The 23,402-nt window shown below is 66.6% G+C and carries 26 protein-coding genes and 1 pseudogene; 19 read left to right on the top strand and 8 right to left on the bottom strand.

From position 1 onward, the window contains the following. Positions 1-53 precede the first annotated feature (53 nt). Both CA237_RS07950 and CA237_RS07945 read left to right on the top strand, forming a co-directional pair. Positions 54-509: a hypothetical protein gene (locus CA237_RS07950; RefSeq protein ID WP_126013659.1), complete on the top strand. Its 456-nt coding sequence runs from the start codon at positions 54-56 to the stop codon at positions 507-509. Next, complete coding sequence (locus CA237_RS07945) at positions 443-787, top strand: hypothetical protein (protein WP_066688644.1); 345 nt, start codon at positions 443-445, stop codon at positions 785-787. The genes CA237_RS07950 and CA237_RS07945 overlap by 67 nt, the downstream gene beginning before the upstream one ends. A 110-nt stretch (positions 788-897) precedes the next feature. On the opposite strand, the gene CA237_RS07940 is transcribed toward CA237_RS07945, so the two are convergent. Further along, positions 898-1,650, bottom strand: coding sequence for a GcrA family cell cycle regulator (locus CA237_RS07940; protein ID WP_066688647.1), 753 nt, complete (start codon positions 1,648-1,650; stop codon positions 898-900). Positions 1,651-1,734: 84 nt separating this feature from the next. Between CA237_RS07940 and CA237_RS07935 the strand changes: the two genes are divergently transcribed. From CA237_RS07935 to queE, 7 genes and pseudogenes are all read left to right on the top strand, one after another. Beyond that, entirely contained in the window at positions 1,735-2,571 is an 837-nt protein-coding gene (locus CA237_RS07935; RefSeq protein ID WP_066688648.1) for an ABC transporter permease, read from the top strand. A gap of 99 nt (positions 2,572-2,670) precedes the next feature. After that, entirely contained in the window at positions 2,671-3,861 is a 1,191-nt protein-coding gene (locus tag CA237_RS07930; protein ID WP_066688649.1) for an aspartate aminotransferase family protein, read from the top strand. Between the two features lie 153 nt (positions 3,862-4,014). Further along, positions 4,015-4,932, top strand: coding sequence for an ornithine carbamoyltransferase (argF, locus tag CA237_RS07925; RefSeq protein WP_066688650.1), 918 nt, complete (start codon positions 4,015-4,017; stop codon positions 4,930-4,932). Positions 4,933-5,115: 183 nt separating this feature from the next. Beyond that, entirely contained in the window at positions 5,116-6,030 is a 915-nt protein-coding gene (locus CA237_RS07920; RefSeq protein ID WP_126013656.1) for an Hsp33 family molecular chaperone HslO, read from the top strand. 38 nt (positions 6,031-6,068) lie between these two features. Then, complete coding sequence (locus tag CA237_RS07915; protein WP_126013653.1) at positions 6,069-6,473, top strand: hypothetical protein; 405 nt, start codon at positions 6,069-6,071, stop codon at positions 6,471-6,473. 144 nt (positions 6,474-6,617) lie between these two features. Beyond that, positions 6,618-7,328 (top strand): annotated as a pseudogene (gene queC, locus CA237_RS07910) (7-cyano-7-deazaguanine synthase QueC); the annotation flags it as partial. Next, complete coding sequence (gene queE, locus CA237_RS07905) at positions 7,325-7,960, top strand: 7-carboxy-7-deazaguanine synthase (protein ID WP_126013647.1); 636 nt, start codon at positions 7,325-7,327, stop codon at positions 7,958-7,960. The pseudogene queC and the gene queE, both read left to right, overlap by 4 nt. On the opposite strand, the gene CA237_RS07900 is transcribed toward queE, so the two are convergent. Together CA237_RS07900 and CA237_RS19625 are read right to left on the bottom strand one after the other, a co-directional pair. Further along, the gene (locus CA237_RS07900) at positions 7,957-9,456 is read right to left on the bottom strand and encodes a histidine kinase dimerization/phosphoacceptor domain -containing protein (protein ID WP_126013644.1); all 1,500 of its coding nucleotides are present in this window, start codon (positions 9,454-9,456) and stop codon (positions 7,957-7,959) included. The two genes, queE and CA237_RS07900, sit on opposite strands and share 4 nt — an antisense overlap. 91 nt (positions 9,457-9,547) lie before the next feature. Then, a complete protein-coding gene (locus CA237_RS19625; RefSeq protein WP_157092680.1) occupies positions 9,548-9,721 on the bottom strand; it encodes a NepR family anti-sigma factor in 174 nt (57 codons plus the stop codon). 242 nt (positions 9,722-9,963) lie between these two features. Here CA237_RS19625 and CA237_RS07895 point away from each other — a divergent pair, with 242 nt between their 5' ends. From CA237_RS07895 to CA237_RS07890, 3 genes are all read left to right on the top strand, one after another. After that, positions 9,964-10,770, top strand: a complete 807-nt coding sequence (locus CA237_RS07895; protein ID WP_066688688.1) for a response regulator — start codon at positions 9,964-9,966, stop codon at positions 10,768-10,770. A 39-nt stretch (positions 10,771-10,809) separates the two neighbouring features. Next, complete coding sequence (locus CA237_RS19620; RefSeq protein ID WP_164523845.1) at positions 10,810-10,947, top strand: hypothetical protein; 138 nt, start codon at positions 10,810-10,812, stop codon at positions 10,945-10,947. Between the two features lie 114 nt (positions 10,948-11,061). After that, positions 11,062-11,697 carry a sigma-70 family RNA polymerase sigma factor gene (locus CA237_RS07890; RefSeq protein WP_066688657.1) on the top strand — a complete coding sequence of 212 codons (636 nt, stop codon included), beginning with the start codon at positions 11,062-11,064 and terminating at the stop codon, positions 11,695-11,697. A 7-nt stretch (positions 11,698-11,704) separates the two neighbouring features. Here the strand turns inward: CA237_RS07890 and CA237_RS19615 are convergent, their stop codons facing one another. Then, the gene (locus CA237_RS19615) at positions 11,705-11,881 is read right to left on the bottom strand and encodes a hypothetical protein (RefSeq protein ID WP_157092681.1); all 177 of its coding nucleotides are present in this window, start codon (positions 11,879-11,881) and stop codon (positions 11,705-11,707) included. A gap of 87 nt (positions 11,882-11,968) precedes the next feature. Here CA237_RS19615 and CA237_RS07885 point away from each other — a divergent pair, with 87 nt between their 5' ends. From CA237_RS07885 to CA237_RS07855, 7 genes are all read left to right on the top strand, one after another. Further along, the gene (locus CA237_RS07885) at positions 11,969-14,647 is read left to right on the top strand and encodes a bifunctional [glutamine synthetase] adenylyltransferase/[glutamine synthetase]-adenylyl-L-tyrosine phosphorylase (protein ID WP_066688658.1); all 2,679 of its coding nucleotides are present in this window, start codon (positions 11,969-11,971) and stop codon (positions 14,645-14,647) included. Then, the gene (locus tag CA237_RS07880; protein ID WP_066688659.1) at positions 14,634-15,089 is read left to right on the top strand and encodes a peroxiredoxin; all 456 of its coding nucleotides are present in this window, start codon (positions 14,634-14,636) and stop codon (positions 15,087-15,089) included. The genes CA237_RS07885 and CA237_RS07880 overlap by 14 nt, the downstream gene beginning before the upstream one ends. Before the next feature lie 358 nt (positions 15,090-15,447). Beyond that, on the top strand, positions 15,448-16,533 hold the full coding sequence (locus CA237_RS07875) for a M23 family metallopeptidase (RefSeq protein ID WP_241215450.1): 1,086 nt from the start codon (positions 15,448-15,450) through the stop codon (positions 16,531-16,533). A 63-nt stretch (positions 16,534-16,596) separates the two neighbouring features. Further along, positions 16,597-16,923 (top strand): iron-sulfur cluster assembly accessory protein, encoded by a 327-nt coding sequence (locus CA237_RS07870; protein ID WP_066688689.1) that lies wholly within the window; start codon positions 16,597-16,599, stop codon positions 16,921-16,923. A 1-nt stretch (position 16,924) separates the two neighbouring features. Next, the gene (gene xth, locus CA237_RS07865; RefSeq protein ID WP_066688669.1) at positions 16,925-17,695 is read left to right on the top strand and encodes an exodeoxyribonuclease III; all 771 of its coding nucleotides are present in this window, start codon (positions 16,925-16,927) and stop codon (positions 17,693-17,695) included. After that, the gene (locus tag CA237_RS07860) at positions 17,692-18,450 is read left to right on the top strand and encodes a transporter (protein ID WP_066688671.1); all 759 of its coding nucleotides are present in this window, start codon (positions 17,692-17,694) and stop codon (positions 18,448-18,450) included. The genes xth and CA237_RS07860 overlap by 4 nt, the downstream gene beginning before the upstream one ends. A gap of 190 nt (positions 18,451-18,640) precedes the next feature. Continuing rightward, positions 18,641-18,910: a hypothetical protein gene (locus CA237_RS07855; RefSeq protein WP_066688677.1), complete on the top strand. Its 270-nt coding sequence runs from the start codon at positions 18,641-18,643 to the stop codon at positions 18,908-18,910. Positions 18,911-18,952: 42 nt separating this feature from the next. Here CA237_RS07855 and CA237_RS07850 read toward each other — a convergent pair whose 3' ends face one another. The 4 genes from CA237_RS07850 to lptF form a co-directional block, all read right to left on the bottom strand. After that, complete coding sequence (locus CA237_RS07850; RefSeq protein WP_126013638.1) at positions 18,953-20,101, bottom strand: N-acetyltransferase; 1,149 nt, start codon at positions 20,099-20,101, stop codon at positions 18,953-18,955. A gap of 95 nt (positions 20,102-20,196) precedes the next feature. After that, a complete protein-coding gene (locus CA237_RS07845) occupies positions 20,197-20,955 on the bottom strand; it encodes a sterol desaturase family protein (protein ID WP_084401326.1) in 759 nt (252 codons plus the stop codon). A gap of 95 nt (positions 20,956-21,050) precedes the next feature. Next, complete coding sequence (gene lptG, locus CA237_RS07840) at positions 21,051-22,142, bottom strand: LPS export ABC transporter permease LptG (RefSeq protein ID WP_066688681.1); 1,092 nt, start codon at positions 22,140-22,142, stop codon at positions 21,051-21,053. Continuing rightward, positions 22,142-23,335 carry an LPS export ABC transporter permease LptF gene (lptF, locus tag CA237_RS07835; protein WP_198158494.1) on the bottom strand — a complete coding sequence of 398 codons (1,194 nt, stop codon included), beginning with the start codon at positions 23,333-23,335 and terminating at the stop codon, positions 22,142-22,144. Before lptF ends, lptG begins: the two co-directional genes overlap by 1 nt. Between the last annotated feature and the right edge of the window lie 67 nt (positions 23,336-23,402).

Below are 23,402 nucleotides of genomic sequence, written 5' to 3'. Positions count from 1 at the left end.
GACGACGCATCGGCACTGCGGAAAACGGGGTTCGGATGCGGTTTGCAGGGTTGATGACGACAGGTCTGGCGACGGCGGCCATGGCGATGCCGGCGCTTGCGCAGGAACCGCGGCCCTGGACCGGCGGCTATGCCGGGATCGGCGCGGGGCTGGATTTCCCGCGCGACGACCGCGAGGTTTCGGCGCTACGCGACAATGATCTCGACAAGCTGTTCGCCGATACGCACCGCACGACGTTCGGTGCGATCGCGTGCAGTCACCGTGCCGCGTCCGACCAGACCGGATGCCACCGCGATGGCGAGCGGTCGGGCTATGGCGGCCATGTCGGCTATGACGTACAATTCGGCGATGTCGTCGTCGGAGCGGTCGCGGAACTGGGGCGGAGCAATATCGGCAGGCGTGCCGCCGGCGATGCGACGATGCAGCAGCGTATCGCCAGGTCATGGATTGGAACACGCAGGGGCGGCTGCGCGCCGGCTATGCGCTCGGCAGTACGCTGCCCTATGTGACGGGCGGCGCGGTGCTGGCGCGGATCGATCGCGGACCGGCCGCAAACGCGGTCGACGGGTTCGCCGCAGACCGCAACCGCAGCAATGGCCTGGGATGGACTGCCGGGGGCGGGGTGGATCAGCTGGTGTCCGAGCGCTTCTCGATCGGTGTGCTCTACACCTTCGCCAGCGTTACCGAACGGTCGCGCGGGCAGGTGGAGCGGTTGCCGTTCACAGGCAACGCGGATCGCCGGTTCGACTGGCATAGCGCGCGCGTCCGGGCGAATTTTCGGTTTTGAGAGGGTTGGCCGGCATGGGCAAAGCCCATGCCGTCGGTCGCGGCTTTGGGCCGCGCCGGCCGGGTTGATCGCCTGAGAGCGTGGCCGAGCTTTCGCTCGGCCTTGCGCGATTAACGAACCCGCGGGCCACCATAGGGTAGCGGCGGCGGCGGACGGCGGTCGCGGCGGGGGAGCTGCGCCTGATACGCATGGCCGCAATGGTCCACGCAATAGGGGAAGCCCGGATTCACCTTCTCGCCGCAGAAGTGGAAGTCCGGTTCGCCCGGATGGCCGATCGGCCATTTGCAGATGCGGTCGTTCAGGTCGAGCAGCGTCGTCTTGCCGGCGATCGCGTCGCTCGGCCGCGCCGGCACCAGGCGGCGGGGCGGGGCGGGGGTCAGCGGGGCGCTCTGTTCGCCCGGGTTCTGACGCAGGAAGCCGCCCGGACCGACCGAGCGCATCACCGGTTCGGCACGGCGCGGCGCGACGGCGGGGGCTTCGTCTTCCTCCACGTCCTCGACCTCGTCGGCCTGATCGTCCTCGGGCAGCGGCGTGAACGGATCGTTCTCCACCGGCGCGGCGGCGACCGGTTCGGGCTTCGGTTCGGGCGCAGGCGCCGGCTTCGGCGCGGGCGGAGGGGGCGGCGGGGCCGCGACGGCCGGAGCGGGTTCGGGCGCCGCCGCTGGCTTGGGCGCGGGGGCCGCAGCCTTCGCCGCATCGTTCGACTTCACCGGCGAGGGGCGCGACTGCAAGCCCAGGCGATGCGCCTTGCCGATCACCGCATTGCGGCTGATCCCGCCCAGTTCCTCGGCGATCTGGCTTGCGGTCATCCCCGATTCCCACATCTTGGCCAGTGTCGCGATGCGTTCTTCGGTCCAGCTCATGCCCGTCTTCGTCCTTCAACTCGTCATCGCGCAGACGACCATGATCCTTGCCGCCGCGCGCGCCAGCGATTAGGCGACACAGCCATGCAGGAACAATCCCCGTCGCGCACGAAAATCATCATCGCCGACCCCGGCGTGCCGGTCATCCGGAACGTGAACTGGGGTGGGCTGCGCACGCTCTATATCAAGGAGGTGCGCCGTTTCTTCAAGGTGCAGCTTCAGACCATCTGGGCACCGGCGGTCACGACGTTGTTGTTCCTCGTGATCTTTTCGGTCGCGATGGGCGGGGCGGGGCGCACCGTGCTGGGCGTGCCGTTCCCCGATTTCGTGGCGCCTGGGCTGATCGCGATGGCGATGCTGAACAACGCGTTCGCCAATTCCAGCTTCGCGCTGCTGGTCGGCAAGATCCAGGGGACGGTGGTCGATTACCTGATGCCGCCGCTGTCGACCGGCGAATTGCTGGCCGCGCTGGTCGGGGGTGCGGTGACCCGCGCGTTCCTCGTCGGGTTCGTGCTGTGGGGGGCGATGCTGCTCTATCCCGGCGTCCATGTGATGCCGCGCCATCCGGGCGCGGTGCTGTGGTTCGGGCTGTTCGGTTCGACCTTCCTGGCGCTGGCCGGGGTGATGACGTCGATCTGGGCGGAGAAGTTCGACCATGCCGCCGCTATCACCAATTTCGTCATCGGGCCGCTGACGCTGCTGTCGGGCACTTTCTATTCGGTCGAAGCGCTGACGCCGCTGTTCCGATCGATCAGCCACCTGAACCCGTTCTTCTACATCATCTCGGGCTTCCGTTACGGCTTCCTCGAACGCGCCGATTCGCCGGTGCTGCTGGGCGGTGCGGTCATTCTGCTGGTCGATATCGCGATGGCGATCGGCTGCTACGCGTTGCTGCGGTCGGGGTGGAAGCTCAAGAATTGACGTAACGCCCCAAGGGGCGGTACAGCGCCGCTCCGGGCGGCCCGGTTGGCCGCCCTTTTGCGTTTTGAACGCCGATATTTCTCATGAAGGAGCAGTTCGATGACGACCCCCGCGCTCATGCCCGTCTATCCACGGTGCGGCGTGCGTCCGGTCCGAGGCGAGGGCTGCTATCTTTATGGTGAGGACGGCACCCAATATCTCGACTTCGCCGCCGGTATCGCCGTCAACGCGCTGGGCCATGGCCATCCGCATCTGACCAAGGCGATCCAGGAACAGGCCGCGACGCTGATCCATGTCAGCAACCTCTATGGCAGCCCCCAAGGCGAGGCGTTGGCGCAGCGGATCGTCGACAACAGCTTTGCCGATACGGTGTTCTTCACCAATTCGGGCGCCGAAGCGGTCGAGTGCGCGATCAAGACCGCGCGCCGGTTTCACTTCGCCAACGGCAATCCCGAACGCCACACGCTGATTACCTTCAATCAGGCGTTCCATGGCCGCACGCTCGGCACCATCTCGGCCACCAATCAGGCCAAGATGCGCGACGGGTTCGAGCCGTTGCTACCCGGTTTCAAATATGCCGAGTTCAACGACCTCGACGGTGCGCTGGCACTGATCGACGACCATACCGCCGGCTTCCTCGTCGAGCCGGTACAGGGCGAGGGTGGCCTGCGCACCGCGACGCCCGAATTCCTGACCGGCCTGCGCAAGGCATGCGACGAGCGCGGGCTGTTGCTGGTCCTCGACGAGGTCCAGTGCGGCTATGGCCGGACCGGCACGCTGTTCGCGCACGAACAATATGGCGTGACGCCCGACATCGTGTCGGCGGCCAAGGGCATTGGCGGCGGCTTCCCGTTCGGCGCGTGCCTCGCCACGGCCGAAGCGGCCAAGGGCATGGTGTTCGGCACCCATGGGTCGACCTATGGCGGCAACCCGCTGGCGATGGCCGCGGGGCAGGCGGTGCTCGACGTGATGCTCGAACCCGGCTTCTTCGACCATGTGAAGACGATGGGCGACCGGCTGCGCTCCAGCCTCGAACAGATGATCCCGAACTACGACCATCTGTTTCAGGAGGTGCGGGGCATGGGGCTGATGCTCGGCCTGAAGCTCAAGTCGGACAGCCGCCGCTTCGTGGCGCACCTGCGCGATCATCACAATCTGCTGACGGTGGCGGCCGGCGACAATGTCGTCCGCGTCCTGCCGCCGCTGGTGATCGACGAGAGCCATATCGCCGAGGCGGTGGAAAAGCTGTCGGCGGCGGCACGGGTCTATGTGCCGGTCGCCGACGATTGATGTAGCAAATCCTCCCCATCGGAGATGGGGAGGGGGACCAGCCGCAGGCTGGTGGAGGGGGAAAACGCCCCATGCGACACGGCGGTGGAGACCCCTCCACCATGCTTCGCATGGTCCCCCCTGCCCATCTGCGATGGGGAGGATTTTAAGAGAATGCGCCATTTCCTCGATCTCGCCTCGGCCGGTGCCGACGGCATCGCCGCCATCCTCAACGACGCGCTCGACGCCAAGGCCGCGCGCAAGGGCTGGCCGAAGGGCCGCGCCGATGCCGATGCGTCGCTCGCCGGCCACACGCTCGCCTGCGTGTTCGAGAAATCGTCCACCCGCACCCGCGTGTCGTTCGACATGGCGATGCGCCAGCTCGGCGGATCGGCGCTGGTGCTCGACGCCGGCACCACCCAGCTCGGGCGCGGCGAGACGGTCGCCGACACCGCGCGCGTCCTGTCGGGCTATTGCGACGCCATCATGGTGCGCACCGACGATCCGGCCAAGCTGGACGAAATGACCCGCTATGCCTCGGTCCCGGTCATCAACGGCCTGACCGACCATTCGCATCCCTGCCAGATCGTCGCCGACCTGCTGACCGTGATCGAAGCGGGCAAGGCGTTGCCGGGCCTGAAATGGGCATGGCTGGGCGATGGCAACAATGTGCTGCATTCGATCGTCGAGGCCGGTGCGCTGATGGGCTTCGACGTCGTCGCCGCCTGTCCCGAAGGCTATGACCCGGCGCCGGCGGTGATCGAGGCGGCGGGCGGCCGCGCCACGATCACGCGCGATCCGGTGGCGGCGGTGCGCGATGCCGATGTGATCGTGACCGATACGTGGATTTCGATGGGGCAGGCCCATGCCGAGCAGAAGCTCGCCGCCATGGCTCCCTATCAGGTCGACGATGCGCTGATGGCCCATGCCAAGCCCGACGCGGTGTTCCTCCACTGCCTGCCCGCCCATCGCGGCGAGGAAGTGACGCCCGAGGTCATCGACGGACCGCAGTCGCTGATCTGGCCGGAGGCGGAGAACCGCCTGCATGCGCAGAAGGCGATCCTGCGCTGGTGCTTCGGCCTGGTCGGCTGACCCGCCGCTGACGAACGGTGCATGGACCGGGCGGTCCGCGTTCCATGACAGGACGCGGACCGCCCGGCTTTTCGCAGGTGCGAAGGGCGGCGACGTCAAACCGCTTGCGAAATGGCGCGCGGGCTACCATGTGAGTGATCGATCACAGTTTGCCCGGCACGTTCGGGCAAGAGGAGCTTTCGCTTGTCCGACACCGTCCGCCTTCCCGACCTCGACCGTGCGATCGGGTTCACGCTTCCCGACCATCACGCGCGCGGCCGTGTCGTGCGGCTGGGGCCGGTCGCCCAGTCGATCCTTGCCGCTCATGCCTATCCCGTGTCGATCGAAAAGCTGCTGGCCGAGTCGCTGGCGCTGACCGCGCTGCTCGGCTCGACGCTGAAGGAAGCGGAGGGCCAGCTGACGCTGCAGGCGCAGACGCAGGGCGGCATCATCCGCCTGATGGTCTGCGACTACAAGAATGGCGAGCTGCGGGGCTATGTCGATTTCGATGCCGACCGGCTGGCCGAGCTGGGCGAGGACCCGTCGCTGTTCGCGCTGTTCGGACAGGGCTATCTGGCGATCACCTTCGACCAGGTGACGTCGGGCGAGCGCTATCAGGGCATTGTGCCGCTGGACGGGGAATCGATCGCGCAGGCGGCGGAAAGCTATTTCCTCCAGTCCGAACAGATTCCGTCGCTGGTCCGCCTGGGCATCGGCGTCGACGATAACGGCGAGCGGATCGCAGGTGGCATCTTTCTCCAGCATCTGCCGGAGGGCGAGGAGGGGCGCGAGCGGCTCCACACCCGGCTCGACCATCCCGAATGGCATCATGTCGAGGCGCTGGGCGCGACGATGGGCGCGGACGAACTGGCCGACCCGATGCTGCCGCTCGAAACGCTCGTGTGGCGCCTGTTCAACGAGGAGCGCGAAGTGCGCGTGCTGGCCAGCACCACGTTGTCGCGCGGCTGTCGTTGCGACCGGGAGTATATTGCAGGCGTGATCTCGCGCTTCCCGGCCGAGGAGCGCGTCGCGATGGCCGACGAGCAGGGCGTCATCACCGTCGATTGCGCCTTTTGCGCGACGAAATTTCCGCTCGCGCTGGCCGATATCGCCGCCTGAGGCGATCGAAGGGGGGATTGGGCATGGGGGGATTGGCGATGCGTCTGAGGCTGGCGATGGCGCTCGGCTTCGGCTCGGCGGCCGTCGCCCAGCCGGCGGCGGCTCCGACCTTGCAGGCGATGCGCGCGGTGGCACCGGGCAACTGGTCGCTGCGCAGTCCCGGATCGCCCGAGGCGGCGCGCGAAAGCTGCGTCGCCGATACCGCCGTCCTGTTCCGGCTGCGGTTGCGCGCGGCACAGTGCAGCCGCTTCGTGATCGAGGATACGCCGCGCATTGCGACGGTGCATTATACCTGTCCGGGGTCGGGCCATGTCCGCACCACGATCCATGTCGACACGCCGCGCGCGTTGCGCATCGAGAGCGAGGGGATCGTCGACGGCATGCCCTTTGCCGACGCGTTCGAGGCTCGGCGCGTCGGGACCTGCGCCGCGCGCGGCCGTTAAGCGCATGTTTAGCCGGGAGGGTGTAGGGAACGCGAATGTCCTTACGGGCATGCATGCGCTCCCTAAGCATGAACCTCCTGCGGGCCGCCATCGTGCGGCCCGTTTCGTGTCGGGCGGTTGCCCTGACCCGATGAAAGTCTTAGCAGGCGCAGCATGACGAATACTCCCCTCAGCGTGGTGCTGGTGTCGGGTGGACTGGACTCGATGGTGTCGGCTGCGCTGGCGCGCGAGGCGGGACATCGGCTGCTGGCGCTGTCGATCGACTATAATCAGCGGCATGTGGTCGAACTGGCCGCGGCGCGGCGCATCGCCCAGGCGCTGGGCGCCGAACGCCATGTCGTGCTGCCGCTCGACCTGTCGGCCTTTGGCGGATCGGCGCTGACCGATGCGTCGATCGCGGTGCCGAAGGATGGGGTCGAGGAGGATGTGATCCCGGTCACCTATGTCCCGGCGCGCAACACGATCTTCCTCAGCCTCGCGCTCGGCTGGGCGGAGGCGGCGGGCGCGCGCGACCTGTGGATCGGCGTCAACGCGCTCGACTATTCGGGCTATCCCGATTGCCGCCCGGACTTCATCGCCGGGTTCGAGGGGCTGGCCGAACTGGCGACCCGCGCCGGCGTCGAAGGGTCGCGCTTCCGCATCCACGCACCGTTGCAGCACATGACCAAGGCCGACATCGCTCGCGAGGCGCATCGGCTGGGGATCGATGCCGGCATGAGCTGGTCCTGCTACGATCCGGTCGGCGAGCTGCATTGCGGCAAGTGCGACAGTTGCCGGCTGCGCGCGCGCGGCTTTGTCGAGGCGGGGCTGCCCGATCCGACCCGCTATGCGGAACAGCCCGACACCGGCCGATGACCTATTCCGTCAAGGAAATGTTCCTGACCCTGCAGGGGGAGGGGGTCCATGCCGGCCGTCGCGCGGTGTTCGTGCGCTTCGCCGGCTGCAACCTGTGGACCGGGCGCGAGGCGGATCGCGCGACGGCGGTCTGCCGGTTCTGCGACACCGATTTCGTCGGGACCGACGGGATCGGCGGCGGCAAGTTCGCCGATGCCGCGGCGTTGGTCGCCGCTGTCGAGGATCAGTGGGGCAGCGACCGCATGCGGCGCTTCGTGGTGCTGACCGGTGGCGAGCCGATGCTGCAGATCGACGACGCGCTGGTCGCGGCGTTGCACGATGCCGGCTTCATGATCGCGATCGAAAGCAATGGCACGATCGCGGCGCATCCCGGCATCGACTGGATCTGCATCAGCCCGAAGGCGGGCAGCGAGGTCGTGCAGCGGCACGGCGACGAACTGAAGCTGGTCTGGCCGCAACATGGCATCGATGTCGATGCGGTCGAGCAATGGGACTTCGCACACCATCTGGTGCAGCCGATGGATGCGATCGGCATGGAGGCGGCCCATCGCGAAGCGGCGGTGGACTTTGCGATGGCGCGGCCCAAATGGCGCCTGTCGCTCCAGACGCACAAGCTGCTGGGATTGCGTTAAGCTGCTCGGGCGGCGATCACGATCTCATACGCACCGGTCAGCGGATCATGGTGCAGCGGTGCGCGCAGCTGGCGTGACAGGCCGAGAATGATCCGGCCATAGCGGCTGGCGACGAGCGCTTCCAGTTCCTCGCTCTCGACCAGCGACGGCGACGTCGCGCGCAGGACGGCGGTATCCGTCCCGGCGTTGTGGCGCAGCGAAACGCCGATCTGGGCATCGGGATTGACCGATACGGCAAGCTCGATCAGCTCGGTCAGCAGGAACGATACCGCGACCGCCACGTCCTGCGTCACCAGCACCGGTTCGACGTTCAGCGTGATGCCGAGCTTGCTGGTCGAACCGGACGCGGTCGCCCGGATGTTCGACGCCAGTTCGCCGATGACCGATTTCAGCTCCAGCCCGCGATTTTCCTCCATCTCGGCATAATGGTGCCGGTGGACGACCGCCAGCGCGTCGACCCGCCGTTGGATGGTGGCATAGGCGTCGGCAGCGGCGGCGCCATGGGCGCTGCGCGCGTGGAAATTGATCAGGCTGGCGATGACCTGCAGGTTGTTCTTCACCCGGTGATGCACTTCGCGGGTCAGCTTGGTCTGTCGCACCAGCCCGTCCGCCATCGATTGCTCGTGCCGCTCGACGGTATGGGTCAGCTCCTGGAACGTCTCGCCCAGATCGGCGATCTCCTGGGCCGGGACCGCGCCCAGATTGACGTCGGCCATCGGATGACCGGGGCGATAGCGTTCGATATCGTCGCGCAGGCGGCGCAGCGGACGGATCAGCAGCCGGTCGACCACGAACCAACCGATACCCGTCGCGGCCACCCACATGACCAGCGGCAGCAGCATCGCGATGATCGCCGACGATGTGAACGGCGCACGACGCACCGCCATGACGAAGGTCAGGTCGTCGATCCCCAGGGGAATGTTGACGCGTTCCATCCGGTCGATGCCACCCTGTTCGGGCAATTGCGACAGGATCAGTTCGGCTTCCTTCCCATGCAGCAGGCCGCTTTCGAACGGCGATGCGAAGCCGCTGGGCTGGGCCAGTTCGCGCAGCATGGTGACCGGGAAGAACGCGACGACCCGTGCCGAGCTGATGCCGCGAATGTCGAGTACCAGCCCGCTATCCGCGACCACCTGCGCCCGGACGCCGCCGGCATCGGGGGCGCCCTCCATGCGTACCGGGATCGCGGTACCGCATACCAGCCGTCCGTCGGCGGAATAGATGCCGAAGCGCGCGCCGACCGATGCCTGCTGCGCAAATACGCCTTCGACGCGCGCACAGCTGGGGGAATCGGCCGGGTCCTCCGCCATCGCGGTCATCGCGACGCGCAGCGCGGTCATGTCGCCGACCAGTTCGATCGCGACGGCCCGCGAAGCCTCGGTCGCTGCGACGCGCAAGCGGGCGCGCAGGTCGACATCGGCGACGCGGGATGTCTGCAGCGTAGCGAACAAGGCGATCAGCGCGAGCGGAAGCAACGCCGCGCTGAGGATCAGCATCAACTTGGCGCCAGTGGGGGCGCGGCGCAACGCGGCGGCGGGGCTTGGTGGCTTCCGCCGACCGGTGGAGGGTGTCGTCACATCCTGCGAGCTATTTCAACTTGCTGAGCAAGTCGAGCATCTCGTCGGGAACCGCCTCACCCGCGGCGTCCTGATAAACGGCACGCAGGGCATTGCCGAGGTTGGACGTATCCTTCTTGTCCGGTGAAGGCGTCACCGCTTTTTTCGCGCTCGACTGCCGTGCCGCCTGTTCACCATCCTTCACGAAGCAATGCCTTCCCCCGAAACCCGGACCATAGCCGCCGGTACGAAACTAAAAACCACATGCCGATGGCTGCAAGGCGACCCTGCGACAGCGCGGCGAGCGCACATGAAACTAAAGACGCGCTCGTTGGTTCCATGACCTGACGCGAACTCGGGGGAGGCGTCTTCTCCTTGCCGTTTCGTCGAATTGAAGATTTGCGGCTCCGGCTTTCCGGGGTCGCGCCGAAGGAGAATTACCTGACCATGTCGCTCGGACAGCAGCTTGCGCCGCACCTTCCCTTCCTCCGGCGTTATGCCCGGGCGCTTACCGGCAGCCAGACCGAGGGCGATCAGTATGTCCGCGCGACGCTGGAAGCGATCGTGGCCGCGCCGGAGGAATTCCCGCGTGAGGTCGATCCCCGGCTGGGCCTGTACCGCACGTTCCAGGCGATCTGGGCCTCGTCGCAGCCCGAGGCGTTCGGCGCCGCGAGTGCATCGGGCACCGAAAACGAAGCGATCGCGCAGGCGCGGCTCGCCCGGATCGCGCCGCTGTCGCGCCAGGCGCTGCTGCTGACCGCGATGGAAGGCTTCACGACCGAGGATGCCGCCTATCTGATCGAGGCGAGCCCGGACGAGGTCGAGGAACTGGTCGCCGAAGCGCTGCGCGAGATCGAGCAGCAGACCCGGTCACGCGTGATGATCATCGAGGACGAGCCGCTGATCGCGATGGACCTCGAACAGATCGTTCGTGATCTGGGCCACGACGTCACCGGCGTCGCGGTTACGCGCGACGAGGCGGTGGCGCTGGCGATGCAGGATCGTCCGGGGCTGGTGCTGGCCGATATCCAGCTGGCCGACGACAGCTCGGGCATCGATGCGGTCAAGGATATCCTGTCCGAATTCAACGTACCGGTGATCTTCATCACCGCCTTCCCGGAACGCCTGCTGACCGGCGAGCGGCCCGAGCCGACCTTCCTGATCACCAAGCCGTTCCAGCGCTCGACGGTGAAGGCGGCGATCAGCCAGGCGTTGTTCTTCGACGAAGCGACCGTTCCGGAAGCGGCGGCATAACGGTACGGACCCAAAACGAATTTCGGGGGTTGATGACTGATGGCAGACGATAACGAACGCATCCATGTCACCGCCACCGAGGCGCGTGCCGGCGCAACGCCCGGGGTCACCCGCTATGTGCTCATGGTGTCCCTGGTCGCGGCGATCGCGGTCATGGCCTATATCCTGCTGACCTGACCCGGGGCCGGCGCGTGACGGTCCACGGCCGCGCCGTCACTGGCAATTGAACATCCGCAACCCTATGTTCGGGTCCGCCCCCTATCGGGCCGACTGCGTATCGAACGGATAAGAATGACTGAATCCGACATCAGCGAGAACGTGGAAGGCGAGGTGCGGGAGCACGTCGCCTTGCCCGATCCCGAGTTCAAGAAGCAGTTGGCGCAGGTTATCCCGCATCTGCGCGCCTTTGGCAGGTCGCTGTCGGGCAGTCGCGATCTGGCCGACGACCTCGTGCAGGAAACGCTGTTGAAGGCGTGGGCCGCGCGGCAGCGTTTTCAGGCGGGCACCAACATGCGTGCCTGGACCTTCATCATTTTGCGCAACCTGTACCTGTCGCAAATGCGCCGGGCGCGGTTCAAGGGCGAATGGGACGATCTCGTCGCCGACCGCATCCTCGCTGCGCCGGCCAGCCAGGACCGCCACGTCGAACTGGCGGATATGCAGCGTGCGTTGCTGCATTTACCGCAGCCGCAGCGTGAAGCCTTGATCCTCGTCGGGGCAGGGGGCTTCGCCTATGAGGAAGCCGCCGAAATCTGCAACGTGGCGGTCGGCACGATCAAGAGTCGGGTCGCGCGCGGTCGGGTCGCGCTGGAGGCGTTGATGTCGGAAGGCAAACTGCCGTCGCGTGCCGATCAGCCGGACAATAACGGCCAGACGGTGCTCGATACGATCATGGGCGAAGTGGACGATCTCAGCCGCGAACGCTGACTCGCGCTTATTGTTCGGACAGGTCGTCCAGCGAACGCAGATAATCCTCCCAAGCGCGCGGCATCCGTTTGTCTTGCCCATAGACATGGCGCAGCGCGCGGCCGACACCATCGGTTGGGCTGGGCGGACGCACGACCTGCCCCGCAAAGGGCCGTTTGCCGGACAAGGGGATATGCGGTGCCATGTGTTTCCAACGACCGCATAGACGTTTCGTTTCATCCTTTTAGCCGATAGGTATCGCAGTCCGTCGCGTCGATCGCCGAGGGAAGGGATGCAGTTTTCAGCCGATCTGCTGGCGCGCGTTCGTGCCGGTTCGCCGTTCCTGTCGACCCTGATCGATCGGGAAGCGGATTTTCTCGACCGTATCGCGGGTTTCGACGTCGACGTGCAGGCCGCCGTCGCCGCTGGCGGCGATATGCCGCTGGCACAGCAACTGCGGATCGAGCGGCGGCGCGTCGCGCTGCTGGTCGCGCTCGGCGATCTGGCCGGCGTCTATGACCTGACCCGCGTGACACGCACGCTCAGCGACTTTGCCGACCATGCGCTGCACCGCGCGATCGTCCAGGCGATCGAAGACCGGACGCCGGGGGCGGAGCCGGCCGGGTTTGCGGCGATCGCGCTGGGGAAGCAGGGCAGCCATGAGCTCAACTATTCGTCGGATATCGACCCGATCCTGCTGTACGATCCGGGAATCCTGCCGCGACGGGAGAAGGACTCGCCCGCCGAGGCGGCGGTGCGGATCGCCAAGCGCGCGGTTGAGCTGCTGCAGGCCCGCGATGGCGACGGCTATGTCCTGCGGGTCGATCTGCGCCTGCGTCCTTCGCCCGAAGCCACGCCGATCGCGCTGCCGATCGATGCGGCGGTTTCCTATTACGAATCGGCCGCGCTGCCATGGGAGCGGGCGGCGTTCATCCGCGCGCGGGCGGTCGCCGGCGACGTGGCGCTCGGCAATCGCTTTCTCGAAGCGATCCGACCGTTCGTATGGCGCCGCGCGCTGGATTACGGCGCGATCGGCGAAATTCGCGAGATCACCAGGCGCATCCGCGAGCATTATGCGCAGGGCCAAGCATTCGGGCCAGGCTATGATTTGAAGCGCGGCCGGGGCGGCATTCGCGAGGTCGAGTTCTTCGCGCAGGTGCATCAACTGGTCCATGGCGGCCGCGATCCGGCGTTGCGTGTGCCAGCGACCCGCGATGCGTTGGCGGCGCTGGCGACCAGCGGTCGCATTTCGACTGACGAGGCCGCGACGATGGACGCCGCCTACACGCTGTTCCGGACGATCGAGCACCGGTTGCAGATGGTCGACGACCGGCAGACGCACAGCCTTCCCGATCAGCAGGACGCGCTGTATCGCGTGGCGCGGTTGCATGGGCTGGACGACGGGCGGGCGTTGCTCGACCTGCTCGCCCCGCATGTCGCGGCGGTCGGCTCGATCTACGACCGGCTCGACGGCGCGGCGGCCACGCGCCTGCCGGCCGATCCGCAGTCGCTGGCGGAACGGTTGGAGGCGCTGGGCTTCGCATCGGGTGAACAGGGCGCACGCCGCATCGCCGACTGGCGCGGCGGCGCCTATCCGGCGCTGCGCAGCCCCGCGGCGCGTGCGGCGCTGGAGGACAGCCTGCCGGGGCTGGTCGCCGGGCTGGCCACCGCGTCCGATCCGCAGGCTGCGCTGCTGCGGCTCGACGCGATGCTTGCGCGATTACCTAGCGCGATCAACCTGTTCCGCCTGCTGGAGGCGCAACCCGCGCTCGCCCGGCTGCTCAGCACGATCCTGTGCCACGCGCCGACGCTGGCCGAGGCATTGGCGCGGCGTGCGGTGCTGCTGGACGCGCTGATCGACGCGCGCGCGCTCGAGCCGGTCGGCACCGTCGATGCATTGGCGGCGGAGATGCTGGCGCGCAGCGGCGATGGCTATGAACGGCTGCTCGACCATGTCCGCGATGTCGTGAACGAAAAGCGGTTCATGCTGGGCGTGCAGGTCGTGGCCGGGACCGGCGATCCGCTCGACGTGGCGGCGGGCTATGCCAGGGTCGCCGAAGCGGCGGTCCGGGTGTTGGCGGCCGCGACGGTCGAGGAATTCGCCCAGCGCCACGGGCGTGTTCCGGGCAGTGAACTGATCGTCCTGGCGCTCGGGCGACTGGGCGGCGGCGCGCTGACCCATGCCTCGGACCTCGATCTGATCTACTGCTTCACCGGCGACTTCGCGGCGGAATCGGACGGTGCCAAGCCGCTGGGGGCGGTGCTCTATTATAACCGCCTAGCCCAGCGATTGACGGCGGCGCTGTCGGTGCAGACCGCCTCTGGTCCGCTCTATGAGGTCGATACCCGGCTGCGGCCTTCGGGCGCGCAGGGGCCGCTGGTCGTCTCGCTCGCCGGGTTCGAGCGGTATCAGAAGGAGGATGCGTGGACCTGGGAGCATATGGCACTGGCCCGCGCCCGGCCGATCGTCGGTTCGCCGGAAGGGCAGACGCAGGCCGCGGCGATCATCGCCCGGGTGCTGGGCGGCGACCGGCCCAAGCGCGACGTCGCGGCCGAGGCGACGACGATGCGGGCGGAGATGGCGCGGCACAAGCCGCCGGCGGGGCCGCTCGACGCGAAGCTGACGCCCGGCGGCCTCGTCGACCTCGAGTTCGCCGTGCATGTCACGCAATTGTCGACCGGTCGTGGTCTGGTGCCGCAACTGGGCGAGGCGATCGGCGCCCTTGCAGGGGAAGGGCTGCTGCCCGCCGATCTTCGGCCGGCGCATGATTTCCTGACGCGGCTGCTGGTCGCGATGCGCCTCGTCGCTCCCGATGGGCAGGTGCCCTCCGCCGCGACGCAGCCGATCCTTGCCGCAGCGCTGGGCTGTGCCGATTGGCCGGCGGCGCTTGCCCGGCTGGACGAGGTGCGGCAGAGCGTCACGACGGCATGGGCGGCGATCGCGACGGGAGAACAGGATGGAAATCGGTGACAGCCTGCCAACAGGCCATCTGACCTCGGCAGACGGCATGCGCTTTGCACTGTCCGATCGGATCGGTCGACCGATCGTGCTGTATTTCTACCCCAAGGCGGACACGACCGGCTGCACCCGGGAAGCGCAGGATTTCTCCGCGCTGGCCGACGAATTCCGCGCCCGGAACGCGCTCGTCATCGGCGTGTCGCGCGATACGCTCGCGAAGCTCAAGCGCTTCGCCGAAAAGCACGCCCTCACCGTCGAACTCGCCAGCGACGAGGACGGATCGGTGTGCGAGGCGTTCGGCGTATGGGTCGAAAAACAGATGTACGGTCGGAGCTATATGGGCATCGAACGGGCGACCTTCCTGTTCGATGCGCAGGGGAAATTGCTGCGTCAGTGGCGCAAGGTCAAGGTCGCCGGCCACGCGGCGGAGGTCCTTGCCGCCGTTCCGGCCTGACCCGAACGAATCGATTGCACCCGCCCGCGAAGGGTCGCGCAGAACGACGGGATTACCCACCGGCATCCTATGGTTAAACGGCTCGCCGTACCTGTACGGCACTTTAACGCGCAGCGACGGTCGTTCGCTTGCGTGCCATAGCGAATTTCCGGCAAGTGCTGCCTCAGGTCAACGCGGTGGGGCATACCGTCAAGACATTGGGGTTCATCGTTCGTGTCGGCTCGCCCGGCGCGCATAACGCTCGGATAAGCGGGACATAATGTCGATTACCTCCGTATGGAAAAACAACGTCGCTCCGATCACGGGGTTCCGTTCGATCTTTCGGACCCGTCATTTTATCCTGCACGATGGCAAGCAATTGCGCCGCCACACGATTTCCGGCCGTAACCAGGCCGCTGCCGCCGGTCTCGCGGCCGTTACCATCGCCTTCTCGGCCTATGGCATGGGACAGGCGACGATCGGCACGGCGATGGCCGGTGCGGTTGCCGGCGACGACAAGGTCGCAGCGATGCAGCAGCAGGTCGATGCGATGCGCGCCGATGTCGCCCGCCTCCACGCCGATGCCCGTGCCCATGCCGCCCGCCTCGACAAGCGGCAGGCTGCGCTGGCCGCGGTGCTGACCGGTTCGGAAAATGCCGACACGCTCGCACTCGCCGCGCTCGATCAGGCGCCGGCCGGCGCGTCGAACAGCGTCACCCGCCCGTTCGACCGCGTCGCGCGGCAGCAGGCGGCGATGGCGGCACAGGCAAAGGCAGTCGCCGATGCCCGCTATGCCCAGACCGCCGGTTCGCTGCGCAAGCTGGGGCTGAACCCGCGCCGCGTGATGCCGGCGATGGGCGGACCCTATGAGCCGGTCGATGCGGCCACCGCCGCGGCCGCTGCCGCCGGAGCGGCCACCGCCGATGCGCAGGCCGATGCCCAGTTCCGCGCTCTGTTCATGAGCTGGAAGAAACTCGACACGATCGAACAGGCGGCGATCTCGATCCCGTCCTATCAGCCGGTGCAGAGCCTGTCCTTCACCAGCAACTTCGGCGTCCGCTCCGATCCGTTCCGTGGCACCGCCGCGATGCATGCCGGGGTCGACATTCCCGGCCCGATCGGCACGCCGATCTACGCGACCGCCGACGGCATTATTTCGCGGGCCGAGCGCGCCGGCGGCTATGGCAACCTGATCGAGGTCAACCATGGCAAGGGTATCGCGACCCGCTATGGCCACCTCTCGAAAATTCTCGTGCGCGACCATGAACGGGTGAAGCGCGGCCAGATGATCGGCCTGATGGGCTCGACCGGTCGCTCGACCGGCAGCCACCTTCATTACGAAGTCCGCATCGACGGATCGGCCGTCAATCCCGCACCCTATCTGCAGGCAGGCCAGCTCGCCATGGCCGCCGACCGGGCACAGCGTCAGCGGCTGGCGATGGGTGGCCCCGCCGTCGCCGAGTAAGGTGATGTGGGCGCCGTTGCCGTAAGGCGGCAGTGCGCCTATCTGGGCGGGATGGATACGACCATGACCGATGTCACCCTGTCCGCCGCCGCCGCCGCGCGGGTGGCTGCCATCGCCGAAAAACAGGGCAAGCCCGCCATCCTGCGCTTGTCGGTCGAAGGGGGCGGTTGCTCGGGTTTCCAGTACCGTTTCGGCTTGGCCGACGGGGCCGAGGCGGATGACAGTATCGCCGAAACGGACGGCGTGAGGCTGGTGGTCGATTCGGTCAGCCTCGATCTGGTGCGGGGCAGCGAAGTGGATTTCGTCGAGTCGCTGGGCGGCGCGGCGTTTCGCGTGACCAATCCGCAGGCGGCATCGGGCTGTGGCTGCGGCACCAGCTTCGCGATCTGACGTGCGGATCGTCTCCTACAACGTCAACGGCATCAAGGCACGCCTTCCCCGGTTGATCGAATATCTGACCGAGGAACAGCCCGATGTCGTCTGCCTTCAGGAGCTGAAGGCCAGCGACGACACCTTTCCCGAAGCGGATATTCGCGCCGCCGGCTATGGCGCGATCTGGCATGGGCAAAAGGGGTTCAACGGCGTCGCGGTGCTGGCACGTGGGAGCGACCCGATCGAGCGGCAACGCGGTCTGGCCGGCGAGCCGGAGGACGAACACAGCCGGTATCTGGAGGCGGAGGTCGATGGCGTCGTGATCGCGTCGATCTATCTCCCCAACGGCAATCCGCTGCCGGGACCCAAATTCGACTATAAGCTGCGCTGGATCGACCGGTTGCGCGGGCACGCCGCCGAACTGCTGGCGGAGGAGCGCGCGGTCGTGCTGGCGGGCGATTACAATGTCATCCCCAATGACGACGATGTCTATTCGGTCCGGGCGATGCAGTCCGATGCGCTGATGCAGCCTGAATCGCGCGCCGGTTACCGCGCGCTGCTGGCGCAGGGCTGGACGGATTCGCTCCGCACGCGCTTTCCCAAGGGCGGGGTCTGGACCTTCTGGGACTATCAGGCCGGCGCGTGGCAGCGCGATGCCGGCTTTCGCATCGATCACCTGTTGCTGAGCCCCATCGCCGCCGATCGCTTCGCCGATGCCGGTGTCGACAAAAGCCATCGCGGGCGGGAAAAGGCCAGCGATCATGCGCCGACCTGGGTTCGCCTGCGTTGAAGCGGATCGCATTCGCCGCGCTCGTCGCGGTGCTGTCGACCCCCTCGATTGCTGCGGCGCGTGACTATTGCCCGACCCGGCCCAGCCTGGGGCAATCGGCCTGCACCATCGAAGCAGGCCATTACGCGATAGAAACCGCGCTGTCGGACTGGGAACGGTCAAGCGACAGCGACATGGTGCTGTTCGGCGATACGCTGTTCCGGCTCGGTCTGACCGATCGCAGCGAATTGCAGATCGACTGGACACCGCTCGGGATCGCCCGCGATCGACCGAACGGCCGCAACGTCGTGCGAACCGGCGATCTGGAGATCGGATCGCGGATCGCGCTGCGCAATCCGGACGGTAAGGGCCTGTCCTATGGTCTGCAGCCGTCGGTCACCGTGCCGGTCGGCCGCTCCCCCATTGGCAGTGGTGGCTGGGGCGTGGCGATGGTCGCGCCAGTCTCCTATGACCTGAGCAAGCGGATCAACCTGCAATTCTCACCCGAACTCGCCTGGATGCCGCGCGACGAAGGGCGCGGAAACGCGGTTGCCGCGACCGCAACGCTCGGGCTTGGCGTCCTGGTGAGTGACGCCTGTCAGTTCACGACCGAACTGCAATGGCAACGTGCCGAGGGTGTTACCGAGCATCGCCTCGCGCTCGCGGTGGCGTGGCAGGTGTCGGACGACTTCTTCGTCGATACCGGGGGCGTTGCCGGGCTGGACGACAATACGCCGGCGTTGCGCCTGTATAGCGGCCTGTCGCGACGGTTCTGATCGGTCGAACGACATGTGGCGGATGACGCCATCGTGTCGGACAATTTTCGGTGTGTTGGTGTTGCATACCACTACCGTTGCGGTTGGCCTGCGCTAACATACTGAAAAGACGAAGACGGCCGATTTGGCACGCTCGCTGCAAAGCTTCCGCCAAGTCCGCGATCGGTGCGGACAGCACAGGGAGCCATCCATGACCGTTCTTCGTTTCGCCGCTTCGACCCTTCTGACCCTCGCCGCAGCGACCGCGGCCCATGCCGCCCAGCCGGAGAATGCGCCCGTTGTTCCCGCCATGGCCGTGAACGCTGGCGATCAGACGGCGGCCGCGCCGACCGTCCGGGTCAAGCGTTACTGCATCTCCGATCGCCGCGAGGGCGCGCCGCGCCGCCCGAAAATCTGCCGGACCCGCGAGGATTGGCAGGCACGCGGGTTCGATCCGCTCGTCGCGCTGGGGCGGATCTAATCGCTGGCCGGTGCCGCCGGGCGGGGCGCCCGGCGGCAGTCATTACAACGTGCGTTCGTACATCTGATAGACGCGATTGACCTTGCTATCGATGGTCGTCGCGATCGCGTTCATGCCCTGATTGTCGTCGAGCACCCAGCCGATCTCGCCGCGCGACGCGCCGAACTTCGCGACCGCGTCGCGGCGGATATATTCGATCATCATGAAGGCCAGCTGGCTCGCCATGCGCGACGCCTGCAACCGCTTCACCACCCCCATCAACGGCACGCGCATCGTCCGCGCCTTGGGCGCGCGCAGCCACCACAGCAGCTTCAGCCAGTTGAACGGCAACAACGACCTGCCCATCGGTTTCAGCGGCTCGTTCATGTCCGGAAGGGTAATCATGAATGCAACCGGCTCGCCGTCCAGCTCGGCGATGCGGATCAGATCCTCGAACACCAGCGGCTTCAGCTTCTTGCCGACATCGTCGACCTCGGGTTGGGTCAGCGGCACGAAGCCCCAGTTATCGGACCAGGCATCGTTCAGGATGTTCAGGATGATCGCCGCTTCGTCGGCGAACTTCGCCTTGTTCACGCGCCGGATGCGGATGCGCTCGTTCTTTTCCCCCGCCGCGACGATCCGCTGGACGATCGGCGGAAAATCCTTGGTGATGTCGAGCTCGTAGGTGATCATCTGCTTGACCGGGGCATAGCCCGCCGCCTCGATCCAGCCGCGATAGGCCGGCAGGTGATGGCCCATCAGCACCGTCGGGCTATGGTCGTAACCCTGGATCAGCAGGCCCGGCTCTTCCCAGACCGACAGGCTGCACGGGCCGATCGCGCGGGTCATACCCTTGTCGCGAAGCCACTGCTCGGCCTGCGCGATCAGCGCCTTTGCGGTGGCTTCATCCTCCGCTTCGAACATGCCCCAGAAGCCGACACCGGGGCCGAACCCCTTGTCGGTCGGCATGGTCAGCGCCAGTGTGTCGAGATGCGCCGATACCCGGCCGACGACCTTGCCGCCGCGCTCCGCGATATAGAGTTGCGCCTCGGCGTGGCTGAACCAGCCATTCTTCCTAGGATCGATCTGTCCGGCGACTTCGCTCTTGAGCGGCGGCACCCAGTGCGGGTCGTTGGCATAGAGGCGATAGGGCAGGGCGATGAACGCCTTGCGATCGGCAGCGGTAACGACCGGACGGACAGTGATCGACATGGTTTCCCCCAAAACGCGACGGGGCGGCAATGCGCCGCCCCGTTCCAAACTTCAAATGACAAATCGGTCATCAAGACCGCGTTCGCGCAGGTCGATCAGCCGCGATAGCGCGGATGCCCCTTCGCGACGCCGCCCGACAGTTCGGCGACCTTGGGATATTTCTTCGCGACTTCCTCGGTATAGCCGAGGTTGAAGACCGTCGGGCTCTTTTCCGGGCGTTCCGAACGCTCGTAATGGGTGCCGAAAATCTTGTCCCAGAAGAAGTTGGTGATGCCGAAATTGCCATGCTCGTCATGGAAGTGATGCGCCATGTGCTTGCGCTTCCATTCGACCAGCAGCTTGTTCTTCGGCTTGTACGCCAGATGCTGGATGCAATGGCAGAATTCGTAGAAGCAGGTAGTGATCAGACCGGTCGCCAGCGCCGCCATTGCCCCGCCGAAACCGCCGATCAGATAGCCGATGGGTGCCGTCGCGACCGCGATGGCGGGCAGGGTGGTGTGGAGCGCGCCGAACAGCACCTCAAGGTGGTTCGGGTCCTGGTGATGGTCATAATGAATGCGCTTCCACGTCGCGGCGAGCGGCGCGAACTTGAACATCCAGTTGGAATGCAACACCCAGCGGTGCAGCAGATACCATACGAACGGATAGGCGACGACCGAGATGCCGACCGACGCCAGCGTCGGCCACAGCGGCGCGGGACGCCACGCGAACAGGCCGATCGCGACGAACGACAGCGCGATATAGGCGATGATCGCCGGATACTGAAAATACGCAACGACAAGTTCCTTGAAGGTCATCTTGTCGAGATGGTGCGACTTTTTCCAGAAGCCCTGCTTCTCGGTGATCGCGTTCATCGGCCTAACTTCCTCAATCCATTCCTTTACCGGACGATTCGCCCATCGTTGCCGCTCTGCCCGCGCTTTGCGGCCAAAGTGCGACGATCCTGGGGCTATTCCTCGGTCCGGATCAGCACCGCCTCGCCGATCAGAAAGAACAGCAGGAACGGCGCCCATGCCGCAAGGAACGGCGGATAAGCCCCAAGGTTGCCCATCGCGAGAGCGAAATTGTCCGCCACGAAATAGGTGAACCCCAGCGCCATGCCAATGACCGCGCGGACAAACAACTTGCCCGAACGGGCAACGCCGAACGCCGCGACCGCGGCCAGCAGCGGCATCAGCACCGCCGACAGCGGCCCGGACAGCTTGTGCCACAGCGCGCCTTCCAGTGCCTTGGTCGGGCGGCCGGCCTCGGTCAGGTCATCGATCGCGGTCGACAATTGCGCGAACGACAGGCCGTCGGGATCGACATTCTGCAGCGTGAACTGATCGGGCCGCACCCCGCCGGCGATCTTCAGCGATCCCAGCCGCTCACGCACCCCCGTCGCGACGGTAAAGCGTTCGGCATTGTCGATCCGCCACGCGCCGCCTTCGCGCCAGCCGCGACTGGCGGTGACCAGTTCCCGCAGCGAACTGCCATCGCGATTGTAGACGGTGATCCCGCGCAGCCGGGTCGCTTCGCCCCGACCGGCGACGCGGGCCACCTGGACCAGATTGTCGCCGTCACGCACCCACACATTGGTCCGTTCGCCGCGGTCGACCGGCATCGGCCCGTAATCGACATCGTCCCAGCTGGACAGGGTGGCGGTCGCCCGGGCGACGACCCGCTCGTTGAACGCGAAGGACAGCGCCGCCACACCGAAGCTGGCGAGGATCAGCGGCGCCAGCACCTGATGCGCCGACAGGCCGGCGGCCTTCAGGCTGATGATCTCGCTGTTCTGGTTGAGCTGGGTCAGCGTCAGGATCGTGCCCAGCAGGACCGAGAAGGGCAGGAAGCGCGCGATGATCTGCGGCGTGCGGAGCGAAACATACCGCAGGATCTCCGCCTGCCCGTTGCCCGGCACCGCCAGGATCTTGCCGCTCTCGCTCAGCAGGTCGAGTGCCTGCAACACCAGCACCAGCGCGAACAGGATGGCGAAGGTGCGGACGAGGAACAGCCGCGCCATATAGATCGCGACCGTCGAGGAGGGAAAGAAACCGCGCATCACGCCGCCGCCTTGCGCTTGCCGGGAAGGTAACGGCCGATGAACTTGCCCACCTTCGCCGCGCCGCGTTCCAGCCCGCCGATCGGCTCGCCGCCGGGGACGCGCGCGATCACCCAATAGAGGCGGAAGACCAGGGCCGCGAACAGCAGGAACGGCCCCCACAGCGCGATGATCGGGTCGATCCGGCCCAGGCCGCCGACCGCTTCGCCATATTCGTTGACCTTGTGATAGGTCACGATGATCACGATCGACAGGAACACGCCGAGCGCCGAGGACGACCGCTTGGGCGGCACGCCCAGCGCCAGCGCCAGCATCGGCAGCAGGAACATCGTCGCCACCTCCGCCAGGCGGAAGTGGAAGTTGGCCCGCGCCCCGTCGCGATCCTCTTCGCTGACATTCGGGTTGCGCCCGGTGATCGCCAGCTGCGGCAGCGTCTGTTCGAGGTCGCGTCCGCCGCGCGGGCGGAAGCTGCCGAACTTGGGCAGGTCGATCGGCAGGTCGTGGGCGGTAAAGGTCAGCGTGCGGGGAACGCGGAAATCGGGCGCGTTGTGGATCAGCGTGCCGTTGGTCAGGCGGAAGATGATCGTATCGGGATCGGGCGAGCGCAGGAACTGGCCGCGCTCGGCGGTGACGCCCAGCCATTGGCCGTTCGGGCGGCTCGCCTGCACGAAGATGCCGCGCAGGTCGGCACCGGAATCGCGGCTCTCTTCGATCCGCAGCGTCATCCGCTCGCCCAGCTTGGTGAACTCGCCGACCTTGATCGACGCGCCCAGCGCACCGGTGCGCAGCTCGAAGCGCAGCGCTTCGTAATTATAGCGTGCTAGCGGCTGCACGAAGCCGACGATCGCGAGGTTCGCCGCGGCCAGCACCGTGGCATAGAGGAACGGCACCCGCAGCAGCCGCCAATAGCTCATGCCGACGCCCAGCATCACGTCCAGCTCCGACGAGGTGGCGAGCTTGCGGAAGGCGAGCAGGATGCCGAGCATCAGCCCGATCGGAATGCCGAGCCCCAGATATTCGGGCAGGAGATTGGCGAGCATCCGCCACACGACGCTGACCGGACCGCCTTCGGCCGCGACGAAATCGAACAGTCGCAGCATCCGGTCGAGGACGAGCAACATCGCCGAAATCAACAGCGTAGAGAATAGCGGCACCGCGATCAGCCGGGCCATGTAGCGATCGATCGATGGCATGGGCCAAGGCTATAGCGAAGGATACGCCCGAAGCTAGCGGGGAGGATTGTTGGGGGCTAGCTTCGGG

This window comes from Sphingomonas sp. ABOLH (genome assembly GCF_003951715.1).
GTDB lineage: Bacteria > Pseudomonadota > Alphaproteobacteria > Sphingomonadales > Sphingomonadaceae > Sphingomonas > Sphingomonas hankookensis_A.
The sequence above is the reverse complement of the archived record's forward strand: the minus strand, read 5'-3'. Positions and strand labels throughout refer to the sequence as shown.

What these genes read in the sequence shown, in the direction of transcription:
- CA237_RS07950 (WP_126013659.1), top strand. Translation starts at nt 54, where the DNA reads ATGACGACAGGTCTGGCGACGGCGGCCATGGCGATGCCGGCGCTTGCG.
- CA237_RS07945 (WP_066688644.1), top strand. Translation starts at nt 443, where the DNA reads ATGGATTGGAACACGCAGGGGCGGCTGCGCGCCGGCTATGCGCTCGGC.
- CA237_RS07940 (WP_066688647.1), bottom strand. Translation starts at nt 1,650, where the DNA reads ATGAGCTGGACCGAAGAACGCATCGCGACACTGGCCAAGATGTGGGAA.
- CA237_RS07935 (WP_066688648.1), top strand. Translation starts at nt 1,735, where the DNA reads ATGCAGGAACAATCCCCGTCGCGCACGAAAATCATCATCGCCGACCCC.
- CA237_RS07930 (WP_066688649.1), top strand. Translation starts at nt 2,671, where the DNA reads ATGACGACCCCCGCGCTCATGCCCGTCTATCCACGGTGCGGCGTGCGT.
- argF (WP_066688650.1), top strand. Translation starts at nt 4,015, where the DNA reads ATGCGCCATTTCCTCGATCTCGCCTCGGCCGGTGCCGACGGCATCGCC.
- CA237_RS07915 (WP_126013653.1), top strand. Translation starts at nt 6,069, where the DNA reads ATGCGTCTGAGGCTGGCGATGGCGCTCGGCTTCGGCTCGGCGGCCGTC.
- queE (WP_126013647.1), top strand. Translation starts at nt 7,325, where the DNA reads ATGACCTATTCCGTCAAGGAAATGTTCCTGACCCTGCAGGGGGAGGGG.
- CA237_RS07900 (WP_126013644.1), bottom strand. Translation starts at nt 9,456, where the DNA reads ATGCTGATCCTCAGCGCGGCGTTGCTTCCGCTCGCGCTGATCGCCTTG.
- CA237_RS07895 (WP_066688688.1), top strand. Translation starts at nt 9,964, where the DNA reads ATGTCGCTCGGACAGCAGCTTGCGCCGCACCTTCCCTTCCTCCGGCGT.
- CA237_RS19620 (WP_164523845.1), top strand. Translation starts at nt 10,810, where the DNA reads ATGGCAGACGATAACGAACGCATCCATGTCACCGCCACCGAGGCGCGT.
- CA237_RS07890 (WP_066688657.1), top strand. Translation starts at nt 11,062, where the DNA reads ATGACTGAATCCGACATCAGCGAGAACGTGGAAGGCGAGGTGCGGGAG.
- CA237_RS19615 (WP_157092681.1), bottom strand. Translation starts at nt 11,881, where the DNA reads ATGGCACCGCATATCCCCTTGTCCGGCAAACGGCCCTTTGCGGGGCAG.
- CA237_RS07885 (WP_066688658.1), top strand. Translation starts at nt 11,969, where the DNA reads ATGCAGTTTTCAGCCGATCTGCTGGCGCGCGTTCGTGCCGGTTCGCCG.
- CA237_RS07880 (WP_066688659.1), top strand. Translation starts at nt 14,634, where the DNA reads ATGGAAATCGGTGACAGCCTGCCAACAGGCCATCTGACCTCGGCAGAC.
- CA237_RS07870 (WP_066688689.1), top strand. Translation starts at nt 16,597, where the DNA reads ATGACCGATGTCACCCTGTCCGCCGCCGCCGCCGCGCGGGTGGCTGCC.
- CA237_RS07855 (WP_066688677.1), top strand. Translation starts at nt 18,641, where the DNA reads ATGACCGTTCTTCGTTTCGCCGCTTCGACCCTTCTGACCCTCGCCGCA.
- CA237_RS07850 (WP_126013638.1), bottom strand. Translation starts at nt 20,101, where the DNA reads ATGTCGATCACTGTCCGTCCGGTCGTTACCGCTGCCGATCGCAAGGCG.
- CA237_RS07845 (WP_084401326.1), bottom strand. Translation starts at nt 20,955, where the DNA reads ATGAACGCGATCACCGAGAAGCAGGGCTTCTGGAAAAAGTCGCACCAT.
- lptG (WP_066688681.1), bottom strand. Translation starts at nt 22,142, where the DNA reads ATGCGCGGTTTCTTTCCCTCCTCGACGGTCGCGATCTATATGGCGCGG.
- lptF (WP_198158494.1), bottom strand. Translation starts at nt 23,335, where the DNA reads ATGCCATCGATCGATCGCTACATGGCCCGGCTGATCGCGGTGCCGCTA.